The following is a 15,369-nucleotide window of genomic DNA, read 5'->3' on the forward strand; positions in this document are numbered from 1 at the left end:
GTAATAAAGATTTTTTCATTTTAATACCTTTTGTGGATAGCCTAATTCAAGTAATCGCTCAATAAGTCTAAATTCAAAAAGTGTGTCTATATCAAAGCATTCATACGGCGTAATGTAGGGGTATGTTTTGCCTAAAAAGGCAGACTTAGAATCTACTTCTTTTTGCAAAATGGCATTGCTAAAGCCATAGAGGATTCCATCGCATTGATAGGCTTTTGGCTGTTTTTGACGTGGTTGCCACGCTACTGAACCCTCTATATATGGAGAGATGATGTTATTATGAATGGTGAATAATCTTCCGGGAGAAATGCTTGAGGCTACAAGGGTAGCAATGCTATCATACTCACCACTTTTTAAGATATTTATGCAATTTTGTATATCAATTTGCCTACGAAGAGGTGAAGTAGCCTCAAGGATAAAAATATGCTTTATTTCTTCATTATTGTTTTGTAGGCTTTGCACTACGTGGCGAATAGAATCCATCGCTAAGGCTGTGTCAGTAGCAAGTTCAGCTGGTCTATCAATGACTTCTGCACCATATTCTAAACTCACACGTTTAATATTTATATCATCAGTTGATACGACAATTTTGTCAAATGCAGGGATAGTTTTGATAAATTCAATAGTGTGGGCGATAAGAGGTTTGCCGCAAAGGGGTTTGATATTTTTTTCTTTAATGCCTTTGCTTCCTCCACGTGCAGGGATTATAGCAAGATTGTGTATCATTATGCCACCTCCCATAAGGAAGTGTATTTTTCATTAAAAATATGTGAAAAATTGATGTTATCGAGATGAGAAAAAGATGAAAGTGGAGGTGAGATATGAAAAATTAATTTACTACCCCCCCCCCGCTGATTTGTTGCTTATTAGCGTGATTAAGCATAAAATCCACAAATGCAAAATCAAGTGGCGTATCAATATCTATGCTCCGCTCTTCTGGCATAATGAAAAGCCCTGTGTTTGGAGTAAATACACTATCATTTTCTAAAAGTGCTTCGCGTTTCCAGATGTAAATACTTGCATTCATATCATAGCATTTTGGGCTATCTTGTCGCCTTAGAATAGGTTTTGGTGGTTTTTTGCTTAGATTCACTCTTTTTTCTCCTTCCTCTTCAAAGATTTCTATGAGATTGAAATATGGACTTTTTCGTGCTGGAGAGGCTGTGATGAGAATGTCATTATCATCGTGTAGAAATTGTTCATAAGCTTGTGTAATATCACTTACTAAGCGCAATGGGCTTGTCGCATCAAGGTCAAAAATCACATCAAAATGTGTTTTGTAGTGTGCTTCACTTCTAAGTAGAGCGTCCCGTATAGCAGGAAGCTTCCCAGAATCATCGGTAGCAAGGGCTTTATCACGCAAGAAAAATACTTCAGCTCCGTATTCTTCACCTACTTTGGCAATATCCTCTGAATCTGTGCTAAGCACGATGTGAGAAAAAAGACGCGATTGAAGAGCCTGAATGATTGTGTGAGCTAAAAGTGGTTTGCCAGCAATAGGCATAATATTTTTATTTTTTACACCTTTGCTTCCACCACGTGCGCCGATTACACAGAGTATATTTTGCGTGAGTTTCATATTTTTAATCCTTGTGAGAGTTTGCATAAGAGATGAATCGAGGGTAGGCAAGATTCCCTTTGAGCCTGCTTGCAATACGGCAAGTAGGTCTTTTGGGATTGTGTGTGAAGTGAAAGATGGAGAGTGCAATACACTTTGGTGCATAATGGCAAAAAGTTCATTGCGAGCAAAGCTTATACTTTGGGTGTTTTGGACGCCTTGTTTGGTAAAAGTAGAGAATGTGTTTTGTATTAAATCGCATTCATAAGTTGCATTTGTGGTATGAGCTCTTATAGTTCTCCGTGGGATTTTACTGAAGTAATTGCAGGTAAGATTGATAATTGCACCTTGAGCAGTATGGGCTACAAAAGTGAGAATATCATCACTTGAGATTTCCAGTTCGGATATTTTACCATTAAAACCTTTGATACTTTCATATATAAAATCCCCAAAAAGCCATTGTGTATAATCTAGCTCGTGGCTTAGGTCGAGCAATACTCCCCCACCCCTTTTTTTATGAGCACTATAAGTATGACGATAGTCTGTATTCTCTCTCCATAGTGGTAGATAAGAACCGCAGGAAATTTCTACAAAATAGGGCGTTTCTTTTTCTAAGGCTTGGCGCATAAGCCACAAAATAGGGTGAAACCTTAAGCAAAAGCCTATCACAATCGTATTTTTACCACTAGGGGCAAAATAAAGGTTTGATTCAAAAAGGGGCTTTTCAACAAAAATAATTTTGTTTTCACACAGAGAATCAATATATTTTAAATCTTGAAAATGTTTTGCTGTGGGTGAAGCGATAATGTAATAATCAAAGGCTGCTATATCGGGTAGGGATTCAAAAGTAGGGTAGGCGTTAGGAAGATTTTGAGAGCTAATCAAAGTGATATGAGCGTTGAAATATTGTTGCAATACCTCACTATGGCGTTTCCCAATCGAACCATATCCTACAATAAGCACCTCAAGAGACATTTAGGCGACCTTTGGATATGCCAAATAATGCGCTGCTGTAGGAATGCAGATATAAGGATTATTAATTAGCTTTGTATCTGCCCCCCCCCCCATTACTTTCGTAGCTAAAAGAGTGGCAAAATCAAAATCAAGTGGGCTATCAATATCACTTGAATATATATTATCCATTTTATAAGCAATGCTTTGAGGCGTGAAAAAGCTTCGGTGCGTTAGCAGGGATTGCGTTTTTGCGATAAAAATTACTCCATTTAAGCGATAGTATTGCGGTAAATCTTGGGAGCGGACATTGCGGATAGAATCCTGCAAAAAGCCATTCATATTTTCATCTTCGGGCAATGTATTACTCCAAAGAGGGGAATGCTCACATTTACACACAGAGATAAGAGAATCCATATTGTGTGTAATAATTTTTTCACAAGATTCTTTAATATGCCAACTTTGACGTAAAGGACTAGTGGGCTGCAATAGCACCACATAATCAAATTCTTTATTTAACTCTTTTTTATAATAATCAATACAATGCTCTAATACTTCAAAAGTAGTAGTCGTATCACTACTTAAATAATCAGGTCTCAAAAAAGGCACATTAGCCCCATAAGATTTAGCAATATCTGCATAAATATTAGAATCTGTGCTTACTACTATCTCATCAATATACTTAGAATCTAAAGCAGCTTGAATACTCCAAGCTAAAAGTGGCTTACCACAAAGTGGTTTAATATTTTTATCAGGTAGTCTTTTGCTCCCACTTCTGGCAGGGATTATAGCAAGGAAAGAGGCTCCATATAACACTTTGATATACCCTTAAGTTTTTGTGCGAATTGGAGCGTCATTCTAGCATAAGAATTTTATTTTTTCTCTTTAATTTTAAAATTTTGGCTTTTAGAAACACTGAAGTTTTGAAAAGGTTTGAGTAATGATTTTTGCGTTTTTTGAATGAGTATGGCGTAGGTATAAAATTTGTCTGGCATATCGGTGAGATATGAATCCGTGGCATTATCTTTTCGCTCTAGGAAAAAACGAGAATGCAGTATGTTTATATTTCTACTTGAGAGTAAGTTAAACAATGTTTTTGTATCGGTAAAAAAGTTTGGGTGTCCATTTTTACGTGCGCCTATTTTAGTTTCTTTAGCCATTGTGTCAGTATCTAAATAATGATTATTTTTCCCCGTGATAAGAGCTACTCCACCAATTTTAAGCACACGTAGTGCTTCTTCTAATGCGATATGTTGAAAACAAGCATCAAATACGCCATAGCAAAATACAGCATCAAAACTATCGCTAGAAAAGGGAATCTTGTCATCTTTAAGAAGTTTTTTCACATTGATATGGGGATAGTTGTTTGATATGTAATCAATACAGGATTGTGCAATGTCGCAGCCATATTATATACATTTGTATTGTTCAAAATAAGGAATAGCCCTTCCAAATCCACAACCATAATCAAAGTGTGTGCTGCCCCCCCCCGTAAAAGCACATTAAAGTTGCCTTTTTGTAGGGCGGAAATTTCTTCTTTTGTTTGCACTGCTATGCCAAATGTGGATTGGAGGAGTTCGCAAATAGCTTGAGTGCTTTGATCGAGGGGTCCTGCTGTATCAATGCAATGCACAATATATACAACAGGTTTGCTCATAAGAATTACCTTTAGTTTTAGGACGTAGTTGGTAAGGCATAATTATAATGTGTAAAAATAGATGCGACTTTTTGCATTAAGATAAATGATTTTTAGAGATATGAGAGTGATATGAGAAACAATAAATACTCTATTTATCTAATTCTGTCTAAAAATCTTTAGATTCTCTAATCTATTATGCCCTTGCTGTTGCGATGTAACCGCTGCATTCGCACGAAGTGCTTATCCACACTTGCAAAGTGAGATTCTAAGGTTTAGAATCTATATTCATTATTGGCTCGTTCATATTCTTCGTGTGCGCCGATATCTATCCAATAATCTGTAATGAGATATGAACGCACATCATAGTTTGTTTGACTTAATAGGGTATTGAAAAGATGAGGCATATCAAAGAATGTATCCTTTGGGATAAGAGACAGAGCTTGGGGTTTTAAGCAGTAAATTCCAGCATTGACTAAGACATTTTGCACCGGTTTTTCTGTTAATTTAACAATTTTGTTTTCTTCACATTCTACCACACCATAAGGCACCTGCATACTATATTCTCTAACGCCCATAGTAGCACAGGCATTGCTTTGTGTGTGAAAAGATAGCATTTTTGTAAAGTCAATATCGCTTAATATGTCTCCATTCATCACAAAAAAACTTTGATTTTCTCCTTTGCTTAAAAAATCCGCATCGATGAGACTTAGCGCTCCTGCTGTCCCTAGCGCTTTTTCTTCTTTAATGTAAGTAATAGATAAGCCAAATGAATGCCCATCACCAAAATAATCTTCAATAATATGAGACTTGTAATTCACGCATAGCACGATGTTATAAAAACCTTGTGATTTGAAACGTTCTAAAATAATCTGCAAAATGGGCTTTGAGCCAACTTTTAGCATAGGTTTTGGTATAGATTCTGTAAGCGGGCGCAAACGCATACCTAAGCCTCCAGCCATAATAACAATCGTATTATGTAATCGCGTTTCTCTTAAAAGCGAAGAGATAGATTCTATAGCGACGATACGTCCATTATCATCAAGTAATGGAATCTCATAAATATTATGCTGGGCAGAGAGGGCAATAAGCTTTTGCTTACTATCGTGAATTGAGGCAGTAATGGGGGATTTTTGAATGATAGATTGTATAGGGCTTGATAAATTTAGACCTTTTGTAAGCCCACGGCGGATATCTGGGTCAGTAATAATACCTAAAAAATTATCATCTTTATCGACTACTATGAGTAATCGCACACCATCATAAACGCCAAATATTTTTAAGGCTTCCTGCAGTGTCGTATCAGGAAGCACGGAGATTCTTTTAATATCTTGCATTTTTTGCCTTTAATATTTTATGTTGGGGGGTGTTTAGATTTTTAGAGGCTATTATAGCATAAACACAGATTTGCATATTTTTCAAATGACATAAGCAATATGTAAGTTTTAGCTATTTAGTTTTATTTTATGATAGAATCCATTCTCATTTTAAATAGAAAAGGAGCACATATAATGAAGTATTGTAAGAAATGTGTAATGCCAGATACTCGTCCGGGCATTACTTTTGATAGTGATGGTGTATGTATGCCGTGCAAAAATCACGAGCGCAAGCAAAAGGTAGATTATGAAGCACGATTTGAGGAGTTTAAAAAGCTTTGTGATACATATCGCGGGTGTAATGGCAATTCTTGGGATTGCGCGATTGCTGTAAGTGGAGGGAAAGATTCTCATTTCCAAACTTATATGATGAAGGAAGTTATGGGTATGAATCCTATTTTGTTTTCCGTAGAGGATAATTTTTCAATGACAGAAGCAGGTAGGCATAATTTGCGTAATATTTCTGAAGCCTTTGGTTGTCATCTTATCACATTAAAGCCGGATATCCGCACACAAAAAGCCCTAATGCGTAAAACATTTGAAAAGTATGGTAAGCCCACTTGGTTTATTGATAGGCTCATTTATACTTATCCTATTCATATGGCGTTAAAGTTTAATACACCATTGCTTGTATATGGAGAAAATGTAAGCTATGAATATGGTGGTGGAGATAGCGAGGAAACATATAGTGCGCGTGAAATTTTAAGTAATGGCGTAGCAAGTGATATTTCACTAGAAGACCTTATTGATGAGCAGATTTCAAAAAAAGATCTTGACTTAACTATTGCCCCCCCCCCCGTTAGCTTTCAAGCAGCTTGACCCCATTTATCTTTCATATTTTATTCCTTGGAATTCATATTCAAATTATATTTTTGCCAAATCGCGCGGATTTCACGACCTTATTGGTGAATGGGATAGAACTATGTGCGCAGAGCAATTTGACCAAGTGGATTCTATTGCTTATTTAGTGCATGCGTGGATGAAGTATCCTAAATTTGGTCACGCTTGCGCTACGGATTATGCGGCGCGATTTATTCGCTATGGTATGATGAGCAGAGATGAGGCTGTGGAGATTGTAAGGCAGAGGGACCATAATCTTGATTCTAAAGCGGTAGAAGATTTTTGCAGATTCGCTGGATATAGGGAGAGTGAATTTTGGGCAATTATAGATAAGTTCTATAATCGTGAAATTTTCACTAAAGATAGGTTTGGCAGATGGGTGCTTAAAGAACCCGTATGGAAATCTTAAAGACAAAATAAAATACAAAAATAAGGGAGTAAAAATGAAAAAAAGATATTTTAAATACCCATAATTGTATGGAGGGGGTGTTTGAGATTTGTTTATGCTATGTGCTGCATCACAATGAGGAAAGAGGAATTTTAGCCCCACACCACATTTACCCAATTTCCCACGTGCTTTCTTATAGTATCATAGAGACTTTTCCCCATAGCCTTTATTTATAATGAGAAAGGGGAAGAATTCCTACATTAAATTCAATTCTACAAAACAATACGAAGCTTTACTCTAAAGCCTCTACTTGATTATTCATTAATAAAGGCAGTAAGAAATCGCGATACTTGCTTAATACGTGGGATTCTGTCTTTGTCTGTTTCATTAGTGCAAAAATAGGCTCTATCTCTTTTTGCAATGATAGAAAAATGCTTTCACAATATGGCATATAAAGATTTTCAACCGCTGCTCCTGCGTGTTTGATATTTGTTCCTGTGGCATATTGAGTAATGGTATATTGAATATAAGAATCGTTAAAAATACAAAAAAGTCCTGCTTGGCTTATAAGTTTATGTTTATCTGTGATTTTTCTAATACCCGATGAATAAGTGCCATTTAGCCCATAGGCTACTCTGCCTACGCTTCCATCAAATGACACAAGCAAATCATTTTCATTGATGAGTGGTGCGTCCTCCTTGCTAGAATCTATATAAACGCTATTTTGACTATCTAGCATATCGCCTACGCGATAAAACTTGATATAATTTGGTGTTAGTTGAGATTGGGCATAACTTGAAGTGCCAAATTCTGCTCCACGTTCAAAATGTAATCGATGAGAGAGCTTGAGAACTTCCCAATCTTTGGGAATCTCGCGTTTGAGGGTTTCATTATACACCATTGCGCCACCACTTGATTTATAGGGTTTGCCCTGCTCATTAGGGAAGTTAAACTCCACAAAATAGCGCGTGTAAAGGAGTTTGGCAAGATTCTCTAACTCTTTATTAATGCGGTTATTGAGCTCGATTTTAGAATCTAACACACTTAAGATTCTAGCGATATTGTTTTGAATGGGTAATGGCGGTAAAGCTAAGTCTAAATCTAGTAAGTCATCAGGCGTGATTGATGGGTAGCTTGAGGTGCTTGTTGAAGCGATTGTGTGAAGTAGATTTATATAATGCTCTTGCGTGAGATTGTAATATAAAAAATCTGCATTGGCATATTCTTTATTTTCTATGGTTAGTGTTGCAAACCCTGTGGAACAAACCATATTTTCTAGTGGTTGCTTAATAATGCCATAGTGTTTGAGATTTGGGCGAACACACGAATATAGAATCATATCTTTTTCTACAATTTGCTTTGCTCTACTTGGGATTTTATCTCGTTTAATTTTTAAGATATTTCACGCTTGATATTGTATTGTCCGTAAGATTTGCTGTTTCAAGGTAATTAATAAAAGAAATTTCTTTTAGATTTATAGTTTGGGATTCTGTGGATATTATATCCCCCAACTTTACCCTCTCCCATTCTTTTGGTAATGTGTATTTCATAGAATCTCCTTTAGAATAATTAAATTGTCATTGCGAGAATGCGTAGCATTCGTGGCGTGCATTTGTATTAGCAAATTCACCCGCTTTAGCGCAAATCTATATTTTTAGTATGGATTGCTTCACTTGCGTTCGCAATGACGTTTCAGTATGGATTTGCAAGTGTAGATAAGCACTTTGTGCGTATGCTTTGGCTTTGCCTCGCAATGACAAGCGGTGTTTTTACTCTATTTCCCCCTCCATTTGCGGAGGGGGATAAAGGGGGTGGGGAATCCTAAAATCATAAAAACCCCTCCCCTAGCCCCTCCCGCAAGGGGAGGGGAACAAGATGTGTGGAATCTCCGCAACGGGAGAGGGGAACAAAGAGTGAGACAAGATATACAATGGACATAGCAGATTGCTTCGTCCTGTCGTCCTCGCAATGACGGAATGCTCGTAGTCATTACGAGGGCAAAGCCCGAAGTAATCCACCACGTAAAGATAAAAATTGCACTTGATTCTATGGATTTGCGATAACAGATTGGCACGTTGTGCAAATGGATTGCCGCCCCTCGCAATGACGTTATAATGTAATTAGTCATTGAACTTTATTTTTGCAAAGTTTTCTAGAATCTGCTTTTGCAAATCTTGGCTTTGGGTGAAAAGTGCCTCTAGGCTTTCTTTACTCTCTTTTATCTTGGCGTTAAATTCTGTCTCGCTCATATCAATATGCTCGATTTTAAAGTCAAAATACTGCTCCGCGGAAAAAGAGTAGTTTTTTGCCGCGATAGATTCTAGACTTACTTGTATGCTAAAGTCCTCTATTGCTTGAGATTCTATAAAGGCATTGATGATTTTTAGCTCATCATCTTTGCTTAAAAATACTCGCTCGTTTTTATCGATTTTTTGCTTTGTCCCTAGCTTTGAAGCATCGACAAGCAGGGCAAAATCGCTTTTTTTGCCTTTGTCTATAAAGACTATGGATACATTTGTGCCTGTGGTGGCAAAGATATTTGGAGGCATTGTTATGCAGCCACTCAAGGCTTTAGAATCTACAAGGTGTTTTCTAATGCTCTTTTCTATGCTGCTTTGCGCGGTGATAAAGCCCGTAGGCACGACTATGGCGGCTTTACCTGTGGGGGAGAGGGAGTTTAGCAAATGCTGGAAAAAGCATAGATATACTGCCATTTTATCTTTGTCTTTATTGGGAATCTTTGGCACACCGGCGAAAAAGCGCGTTTTATCACTAGCGAGTTCATTTCTATACTCGCTAAAATCAAGCTTAAAAGGGGGATTGCTCACGATAAAATCAAAGCTCTTGTGCGTGTGGCGCGGGTGGGTTAGGGTATTACCCTGTGTGATGTTATGGATAGAATGGGCGAGATTATTTAGGATAAGGTTTAGGCGCAGCAATGAGCTAGACTTTTGGCTAATGTCTTGGGCATAGATGGAGCATTTGCTCTGCCCAATAGCGTGGGCTAGGCTCATTAGCAATGTGCCAGATCCTGCGCTTGGGTCATAGCAGGATACGCTTTTGTAACTCTCCTTGCCTACAAGGATTTGTGCCATAATGGCAGCTACGGAATGGGGCGTGTAGTATTCGGCGTATTTGCCGCCATTGTCTTTGTTATAATCTTTGATAAGGTATTCAAAGAGCGGTGCGAAAAAGTCATAGCCTTGAGAAAATGCCCCTTCAAAGTCAAAATCACTTAGTGATGATATGAGGGCTTTAGCTACGCCATCACGTTTGCTTTGATCCGTGATGATAGGCATAAGTGGCTCAAAAAGCTTGATTTTGCTCCCGCCCTCAGTAGCGATAGAGAAAATCTCTGTATTGTTATTTGCGATATTTTCAAAGGCATTATCAAGCTTGGTGTGGAAGTTTAGGTCATTTTGTGCGGAAAAAAGCGCGGGAAATGTATCACTAGGGGCAAATTTGACATTTGCGCCGATGTCTTCTAGTAGCATTTGATAGTGCTCATCGGGCATAGATTCTAGCTCTTTGTAAAGGGCAATAGCATCTAGTTTGGCTAAACGTGATTCTGCTCTTTTGACTTCATACGTGAATTTGTCATTTAAAAATTTGTAAAGAAATACTTGCGTGATGATTTTATACTCTCCGGCGTCATTGCCTAGTCCGCTTTGTGCGCAAATGGCTTTAAGCCTATCAATAAGCGCGATGATTTGGCTCTGCAGGGTGGAATCTTGGGCTTGTGTGGGCGGTGTAGATTGGCTCATTCTATGCTCCTTTGTATTGATGCAGGTATTCATTAATGATAAGATGTAAAAGTGTGGCGCGATTGTCGCGGTTGTAGTGTGAATCTAGCAGGGATTGTATGTTGTCTTTGCTTTGCTGGGTTACTTCGTGTTTGAAATAGTCTTTATTTTCTATGATGTGCTCATTATCTAAAAGGCTTGTATCGATTTTGTGCTTTATGGGCATAAGTTGCGCGTGAAGTGCGCTATCTTGTAATGTAGGGTAAGATTCTCTAATGCGTTTGTGAATGCGTAAAAACTTCGCGTCATTGTTGTATTTAGCACGTAGGCGTTCGTCTTTGGCATTATGCAAAGTGATTTGCTCCTCTAGGGCTTTGTATTCTGCGCTTAAAGCGGTGATTTGCTCTTGGGTGGGATTAATGTCTCTTTTGGCTAAGAGCCTTTGAAGCTCTTCATATAGTGTGATATATGTCTTGTCTTTTGGGTCGTGATTATTGCTAAAGGCTTCTCGCACTTTGCTAATTGTGATTTTAAGGGAATCTAATAGGATTAGCTCATTTTGTCCTCTTTTTTCAAAATGGAATATGTAATCTTCTAGGACGGTGTCAAGCAATGCTTTTGAGGGGGATTCTTGAGATAGGGCTTCTTGTAGGTGGAGTGTGTGCAGTCTCCTATCTAGGACTTTTAGGAGTTTAGCAAAGGTGTGGAAATCAAGCTTGTTTTTAAGCGTGTCATAGCCTTGTAGGGTGATGAGATTATAGAGTGCTGCGGCGTTATTAATAGCGGATTTTAGCTCGTGTATATCAGCTTTAGGGAGATTTTGGATTTGAGTTGCGAAGACTTCTGCATTGTGCGTGTCGTATTCCCATAAGGTTTGGTTTATCTCTTACAATTCTTGGGCTATCTCCTCTTGGGTTTTAAAAAGTTTGCTATACGTTTCTTTCTCATCATCTAGCTCATTGCTTAGCTCGTCCCAATAGGCTTTGTTGGTCTTGTCAAATTCTTTATCAATATCTGCAAAATCCACCACATAGCCATAATGAAAGTTTTTGTATGGGCGATTGACACGCGTTAGGGTTTGGAGGAGATTATGCTCTTTTGCCTCGCGGCAGAGATAGAGCTTCTTTAATCTTGGGGCGTCAAAGCCTGTAAGCAGCATAGCATAGACAAAGATAATATCAATCTTGCCATTTTTGAAAGATTCTATATAAGTGCCTACGTCTAATGTATCGTGCAGAATAAGGGCAGTTGTGAATCTTAAGGGGCTTGTAGATTCTAAACTATCATTTATGCCATCATTTGTAATGTGGTTTGTGTCTGGGGGGGGGGGGCAATAGCCGCTTTTAAGCGAGAATCTATACTAAGAGAGCGTGAAATCTCATAGAGAGATTTAGCTTGCTGGGAGCTGTGGCATACGACCATCGCGCCTATGGTGTTATCACCGAGTTTGATTCTACTTGTGGCAAAGTCGTTTATGATATATTCACAAAGCGGGGTTGTGAAATTTTTATGCGTAAAGAGCCTTGCTCAATTTTAAGTGTCTCAAAGGCGGCATTAAGCGAGGCTTTGTAGCTACTTTGTATGTCTTCTTTGATAAGACGTAGGGTGTAGCCATCTTTGATAGAAGAATCATAATAGTATTTATGGATATAATCCCCAAAAATATGCGTGGATTTCTCTCTTTTGGCACTTTGTAGTAGAGGTGTGCCTGTGAGCGCGAGGAAAATCGCTTCCTTATCGACATTAAAAAGATGAGTGAAAAACTTAGCCGCGGGCTGATAGCTGCGGTGGGCTTCATCTATGAAAAATATGCGTTGGACTTTAAGATGATAAACATTTGGCACACTTAGAGCATCTTCGCTAAACTTTTGGATATTAACAACAATCATTTCATCTCTGCCCTCTGTGTTATTACATTTGAGCGATTGTAGTTCTTGGATAAAATCTTGCTTAGATTCTATAGCTTTGACGGATAAGCCGCGTTTTTTAAATTCGTTGTAGGATTGTTGAAGCAAGTCTAGCCTATCCACGATGAAGTAAAATTTTGTCGTGATAGAGTGCGCTTGATAAAAATCTTTTATTGCTCTTAGTGCGTAGAAGCTTAACGCGGTTTTACCTGAGCCTTGCGTGTGCCAAATAATGCCTCTTTTATGAGAAATGTTTAAATCTTTAGTGTTTGTCTCGTGGTGAGGCTTAAGCCAATCGTGCAGTTTAGATTGTATAGTGAGGGTTGCAAAAAACTGCGGATAGCGCATAATGTGCTTTTGTATGCTGTGGCTATCTCTCACAAAGGCTATGCCATAACGTAAGAAAAACATAAGACGTTGATGTGAAAAAAGCGAGATAAGAAGGCGGTTTGTAGGCGTGTCTAGGGCGGTATTTGTGTGAAATTCTGGCGTGTTAAGAATAGCTTGAGTATTCGTATCTTTTAGAATCTGTTTGATAGCGTTAGTCTCTAGCGGTGCAATATCTTGTGTAGGCAGGGTGTGAGATAGCTCCTCTCTAAAATGGTTTAGCTTAAGATTATAGCTTGTGGAATAGAATGCGCCATTTATGGGAGTAAGCTCGGTTTCATTATATTCTGTATTGTTAGAATATACAATCATTTGCGTGAGGTTAAAATATCGCTTAAAACTTTCATCGCTAAATCGCCTTTTGGCACGTTCAAGTTCTGCTTGGATACCTTGAATATTATTTGGTATTTTCACTTCTACAAAGGTAATTAGAATCTTAGAGTAATGCTCTTGTTTTATGGTGGGATTTAGCCTCTTTAGGGCGGAGTGAAAGCTCGTAAGGAATATATTTGTTTGTTTGTGGAAAGCTGATTTTGTGTTTTTGTCATTAAGCGATATGTATTCAAAACCTAAGCGGACAAGTGTAAGTAAAGATGGAATCTTAACGCGCGTATTTTCGTTAAAATTATTAGAATATGTCATCTCATCTCCAAGAATATTTTTAAGGCTTTTGTAAGATACAAAATAAGTGAGCCGTGATATTATCACAGAGATTCTAAAAAACTTGTATAATTATATATTTTTTAGATGAAATTTTGAGAAAAAGAGGTGCAATGACTACGCAAAGCCATATTCGCAATTTTTCTATTATCGCTCATATTGATCACGGCAAATCTACACTTGCTGATAGGCTCATACAGGAGTGTGGGGCGGTGAGTGAGCGCGAGATGAAAGCGCAGATTATGGATACTATGGATATTGAAAAGGAGCGGGGCATCACCATTAAGGCGCAATCAGTGCGTCTAAGCTACCCATACAAAGGGCAAACCTATATTTTGAATCTTATCGATACGCCCGGACACGTGGATTTTAGCTATGAGGTGTCGCGCTCTCTTACATCGTGTGAGGGGGCATTGCTCGTAGTTGATGCAAGTCAAGGCGTAGAGGCGCAAACTATTGCAAATGTGTATATTGCAATGGAAAATGATTTAGAAATTATCCCTGTGATTAATAAAATCGATTTACCCGCAGCAGACCCTGAACGCGTGTGTGAGGATATAGAATCTACCATTGGCTTAAGCTGCAAGAACGCACTAAAGGTAAGTGCAAAGAGTGGAGAGGGTATAAAAGCCTTAATTGAGCATATTATAGAGCATATACCTGCTCCAAGTGGTGATGAGAATGTCCCTACAAAGGCTCTTATCTATGATAGTTGGTTTGATAACTATTTGGGGGCTTTGGCATTAGTGCGTATCAAAGATGGCGCGTTGCACGTAGGGCAGGAAGTGCAGATGATGAGCAGTGGCAAAAAATATGAGGTGCTGGGCTTGTATTATCCTCACCCGGTGCAGAAAATTCCCACGCAGAGTATTCTTTGCGGTGAGATTGGCATTATCTCACTTGGGCTAAAAACGCTCACTGATATGGCAGTGGGCGATACGATAACCGATGCGAAAACACCAACAGATGTAGCCATAAGTGGTTTTAGACCGGCTAAGCCCTTTGTATTTGCTGGAATCTATCCTATTGAAACAGATAAATTTGAGGAATTGCGGGACGCGCTACATAGGCTTAAACTTAATGATTCTGCCCTTAGCTTTGAGCCTGAAACAAGCGTAGCTCTAGGCTTTGGCTTCCGCGTGGGATTCTTAGGGCTTTTGCATATGGAGGTGGTGAAAGAGCGATTAGAGCGGGAGTTTAATCTCTCACTTATCGCTACTGCGCCAACGGTGGTATATGAAGTGTATTTAACCGATGGTTCTAAGGTGTTAGTGCAAAATCCTAGTGAGCTGCCCGAAGTCCAAAAGATAGAATCTATCTATGAACCTTATGTAAAGGCGAGTATTATCACTCCTAGCGAATATGTGGGGAATGTTATCACTCTATTGTCAAACCGCCGCGGGGTGCAGGAAAAAATGGATTACCTCACGCAATCACGTGTTATGCTTGTGTATGCTCTGCCGAGTAATGAGATTGTAATGGATTTTTATGATAAGCTAAAGTCCTGCACGAAGGGATATGCGAGTTTTGATTATGAGCCTATCGGGTATAGGCAGGGGGATTTGGTGCGCCTTGATATACGCGTGGCGGGAGAGGTTGTTGATGCCTTATCTATCATCGTAGATAGGCAAAAAAGCTATGAAAAGGGCAGAGCATTGGTAGAATCGATGAAAGAGATTGTCCCAAGGCAACTTTTTGAAGTGGCGATTCAAGCGAGTGTGGGGAGTAAAATCATCGCGCGAGAGACGGTGAAATCTATGGGAAAGAATGTAACGGCAAAGTGCTATGGTGGTGATATAACGCGTAAGAGAAAGCTACTAGAAAAGCAAAAAGAGGGCAAAAAGAGAATGAAAGCTATCGGCAGGGTAGAGCTACCTCAAGAGGCATTTTTAGCGGTGTTAAAGATTGATGGGTAGGATTATG

The 15,369-nt window shown here is 38.7% G+C and carries 14 protein-coding genes and 2 pseudogenes; 3 read left to right on the forward strand and 13 right to left on the reverse strand.

Translation table 11 applies throughout. The features are described 5' to 3' along the window. Positions 1-15: 15 nt before the first annotated feature. The 7 genes and pseudogenes from V3I05_RS09480 to V3I05_RS09510 form a co-directional block, all read right to left on the reverse strand. Positions 16-726: an acylneuraminate cytidylyltransferase family protein gene (locus V3I05_RS09480; RefSeq protein WP_343353438.1), complete on the reverse strand. Its 711-nt coding sequence runs from the start codon at positions 724-726 to the stop codon at positions 16-18. A 103-nt stretch (positions 727-829) separates the two neighbouring features. Continuing rightward, a complete protein-coding gene (locus V3I05_RS09485) occupies positions 830-1,579 on the reverse strand; it encodes an acylneuraminate cytidylyltransferase family protein (RefSeq protein ID WP_300451515.1) in 750 nt (249 codons plus the stop codon). Between the two features lie 255 nt (positions 1,580-1,834). Then, a pseudogene (locus V3I05_RS09490) lies at positions 1,835-2,533 on the reverse strand (Gfo/Idh/MocA family protein); the annotation flags it as partial. Next, positions 2,534-3,325, reverse strand: a complete 792-nt coding sequence (locus V3I05_RS09495; RefSeq protein ID WP_295701994.1) for a cytidylyltransferase domain-containing protein — start codon at positions 3,323-3,325, stop codon at positions 2,534-2,536. A 56-nt stretch (positions 3,326-3,381) separates the two neighbouring features. Continuing rightward, on the reverse strand, positions 3,382-3,906 hold the full coding sequence (locus V3I05_RS09500) for a methyltransferase domain-containing protein (RefSeq protein WP_300744162.1): 525 nt from the start codon (positions 3,904-3,906) through the stop codon (positions 3,382-3,384). Then, the gene (locus V3I05_RS09505) at positions 3,852-4,166 is read right to left on the reverse strand and encodes a hypothetical protein (protein ID WP_343353440.1); all 315 of its coding nucleotides are present in this window, start codon (positions 4,164-4,166) and stop codon (positions 3,852-3,854) included. Before V3I05_RS09505 ends, V3I05_RS09500 begins: the two co-directional genes overlap by 55 nt. 254 nt (positions 4,167-4,420) lie before the next feature. After that, a complete protein-coding gene (locus tag V3I05_RS09510; protein WP_295701988.1) occupies positions 4,421-5,482 on the reverse strand; it encodes a nucleotidyltransferase family protein in 1,062 nt (353 codons plus the stop codon). Between the two features lie 174 nt (positions 5,483-5,656). Between V3I05_RS09510 and V3I05_RS09515 the strand changes: the two are divergent. After that, positions 5,657-6,770: pseudogene (locus V3I05_RS09515) on the forward strand (N-acetyl sugar amidotransferase). Positions 6,771-7,041: 271 nt separating this feature from the next. Here the strand turns inward: V3I05_RS09515 and V3I05_RS09520 are convergent. From V3I05_RS09520 to V3I05_RS09540, 5 genes are all read right to left on the reverse strand, one after another. Continuing rightward, positions 7,042-8,148: a restriction endonuclease subunit S gene (locus V3I05_RS09520; RefSeq protein WP_366916076.1), complete on the reverse strand. Its 1,107-nt coding sequence runs from the start codon at positions 8,146-8,148 to the stop codon at positions 7,042-7,044. Beyond that, the gene (locus tag V3I05_RS09525; protein ID WP_300448318.1) at positions 8,135-8,299 is read right to left on the reverse strand and encodes a hypothetical protein; all 165 of its coding nucleotides are present in this window, start codon (positions 8,297-8,299) and stop codon (positions 8,135-8,137) included. Before V3I05_RS09525 ends, V3I05_RS09520 begins: the two co-directional genes overlap by 14 nt. Before the next feature lie 570 nt (positions 8,300-8,869). Continuing rightward, positions 8,870-10,513, reverse strand: a complete 1,644-nt coding sequence (locus V3I05_RS09530; RefSeq protein ID WP_343353443.1) for a class I SAM-dependent DNA methyltransferase — start codon at positions 10,511-10,513, stop codon at positions 8,870-8,872. A 1-nt stretch (position 10,514) separates the two neighbouring features. Beyond that, on the reverse strand, positions 10,515-11,105 hold the full coding sequence (locus V3I05_RS09535) for a hypothetical protein (RefSeq protein WP_300451504.1): 591 nt from the start codon (positions 11,103-11,105) through the stop codon (positions 10,515-10,517). Between the two features lie 273 nt (positions 11,106-11,378). Beyond that, entirely contained in the window at positions 11,379-11,732 is a 354-nt protein-coding gene (locus V3I05_RS09540) for a type I restriction enzyme subunit R domain-containing protein (protein WP_425531752.1), read from the reverse strand. On the opposite strand from V3I05_RS09540, the gene V3I05_RS09545 reads away from it, so the two are divergent. Continuing rightward, positions 11,704-11,829, forward strand: a complete 126-nt coding sequence (locus tag V3I05_RS09545; RefSeq protein WP_300599994.1) for a hypothetical protein — start codon at positions 11,704-11,706, stop codon at positions 11,827-11,829. The genes V3I05_RS09540 and V3I05_RS09545 overlap by 29 nt on opposite strands. 135 nt (positions 11,830-11,964) lie before the next feature. On the opposite strand, the gene V3I05_RS09550 is transcribed toward V3I05_RS09545, so the two are convergent. Then, the gene (locus tag V3I05_RS09550) at positions 11,965-13,428 is read right to left on the reverse strand and encodes a DEAD/DEAH box helicase family protein (RefSeq protein WP_343353448.1); all 1,464 of its coding nucleotides are present in this window, start codon (positions 13,426-13,428) and stop codon (positions 11,965-11,967) included. A gap of 131 nt (positions 13,429-13,559) precedes the next feature. Here V3I05_RS09550 and lepA point away from each other — a divergent pair, with 131 nt between their 5' ends. Beyond that, complete coding sequence (gene lepA, locus V3I05_RS09555; protein WP_295701973.1) at positions 13,560-15,362, forward strand: translation elongation factor 4; 1,803 nt, start codon at positions 13,560-13,562, stop codon at positions 15,360-15,362. The last annotated feature ends 7 nt before the right edge of the window (positions 15,363-15,369 follow it).

It is taken from the genome of Helicobacter mastomyrinus, assembly GCF_039555295.1.
GTDB classification, from domain to species: domain Bacteria; phylum Campylobacterota; class Campylobacteria; order Campylobacterales; family Helicobacteraceae; genus Helicobacter_C; species Helicobacter_C mastomyrinus.

Coding starts and splice junctions, on each gene's coding strand:
- V3I05_RS09480 (WP_343353438.1), bottom strand. CDS start 726: ATGATACACAATCTTGCTATAATCCCTGCACGTGGAGGAAGCAAAGGC.
- V3I05_RS09510 (WP_295701988.1), bottom strand. CDS start 5,482: ATGCAAGATATTAAAAGAATCTCCGTGCTTCCTGATACGACACTGCAG.
- V3I05_RS09505 (WP_343353440.1), bottom strand. CDS start 4,166: ATGAGCAAACCTGTTGTATATATTGTGCATTGCATTGATACAGCAGGA.
- V3I05_RS09525 (WP_300448318.1), bottom strand. CDS start 8,299: ATGAAATACACATTACCAAAAGAATGGGAGAGGGTAAAGTTGGGGGAT.
- V3I05_RS09550 (WP_343353448.1), bottom strand. CDS start 13,428: ATGACATATTCTAATAATTTTAACGAAAATACGCGCGTTAAGATTCCA.
- V3I05_RS09485 (WP_300451515.1), bottom strand. CDS start 1,579: ATGAAACTCACGCAAAATATACTCTGTGTAATCGGCGCACGTGGTGGA.
- V3I05_RS09530 (WP_343353443.1), bottom strand. CDS start 10,513: ATGAGCCAATCTACACCGCCCACACAAGCCCAAGATTCCACCCTGCAG.
- lepA (WP_295701973.1), top strand. CDS start 13,560: ATGACTACGCAAAGCCATATTCGCAATTTTTCTATTATCGCTCATATT.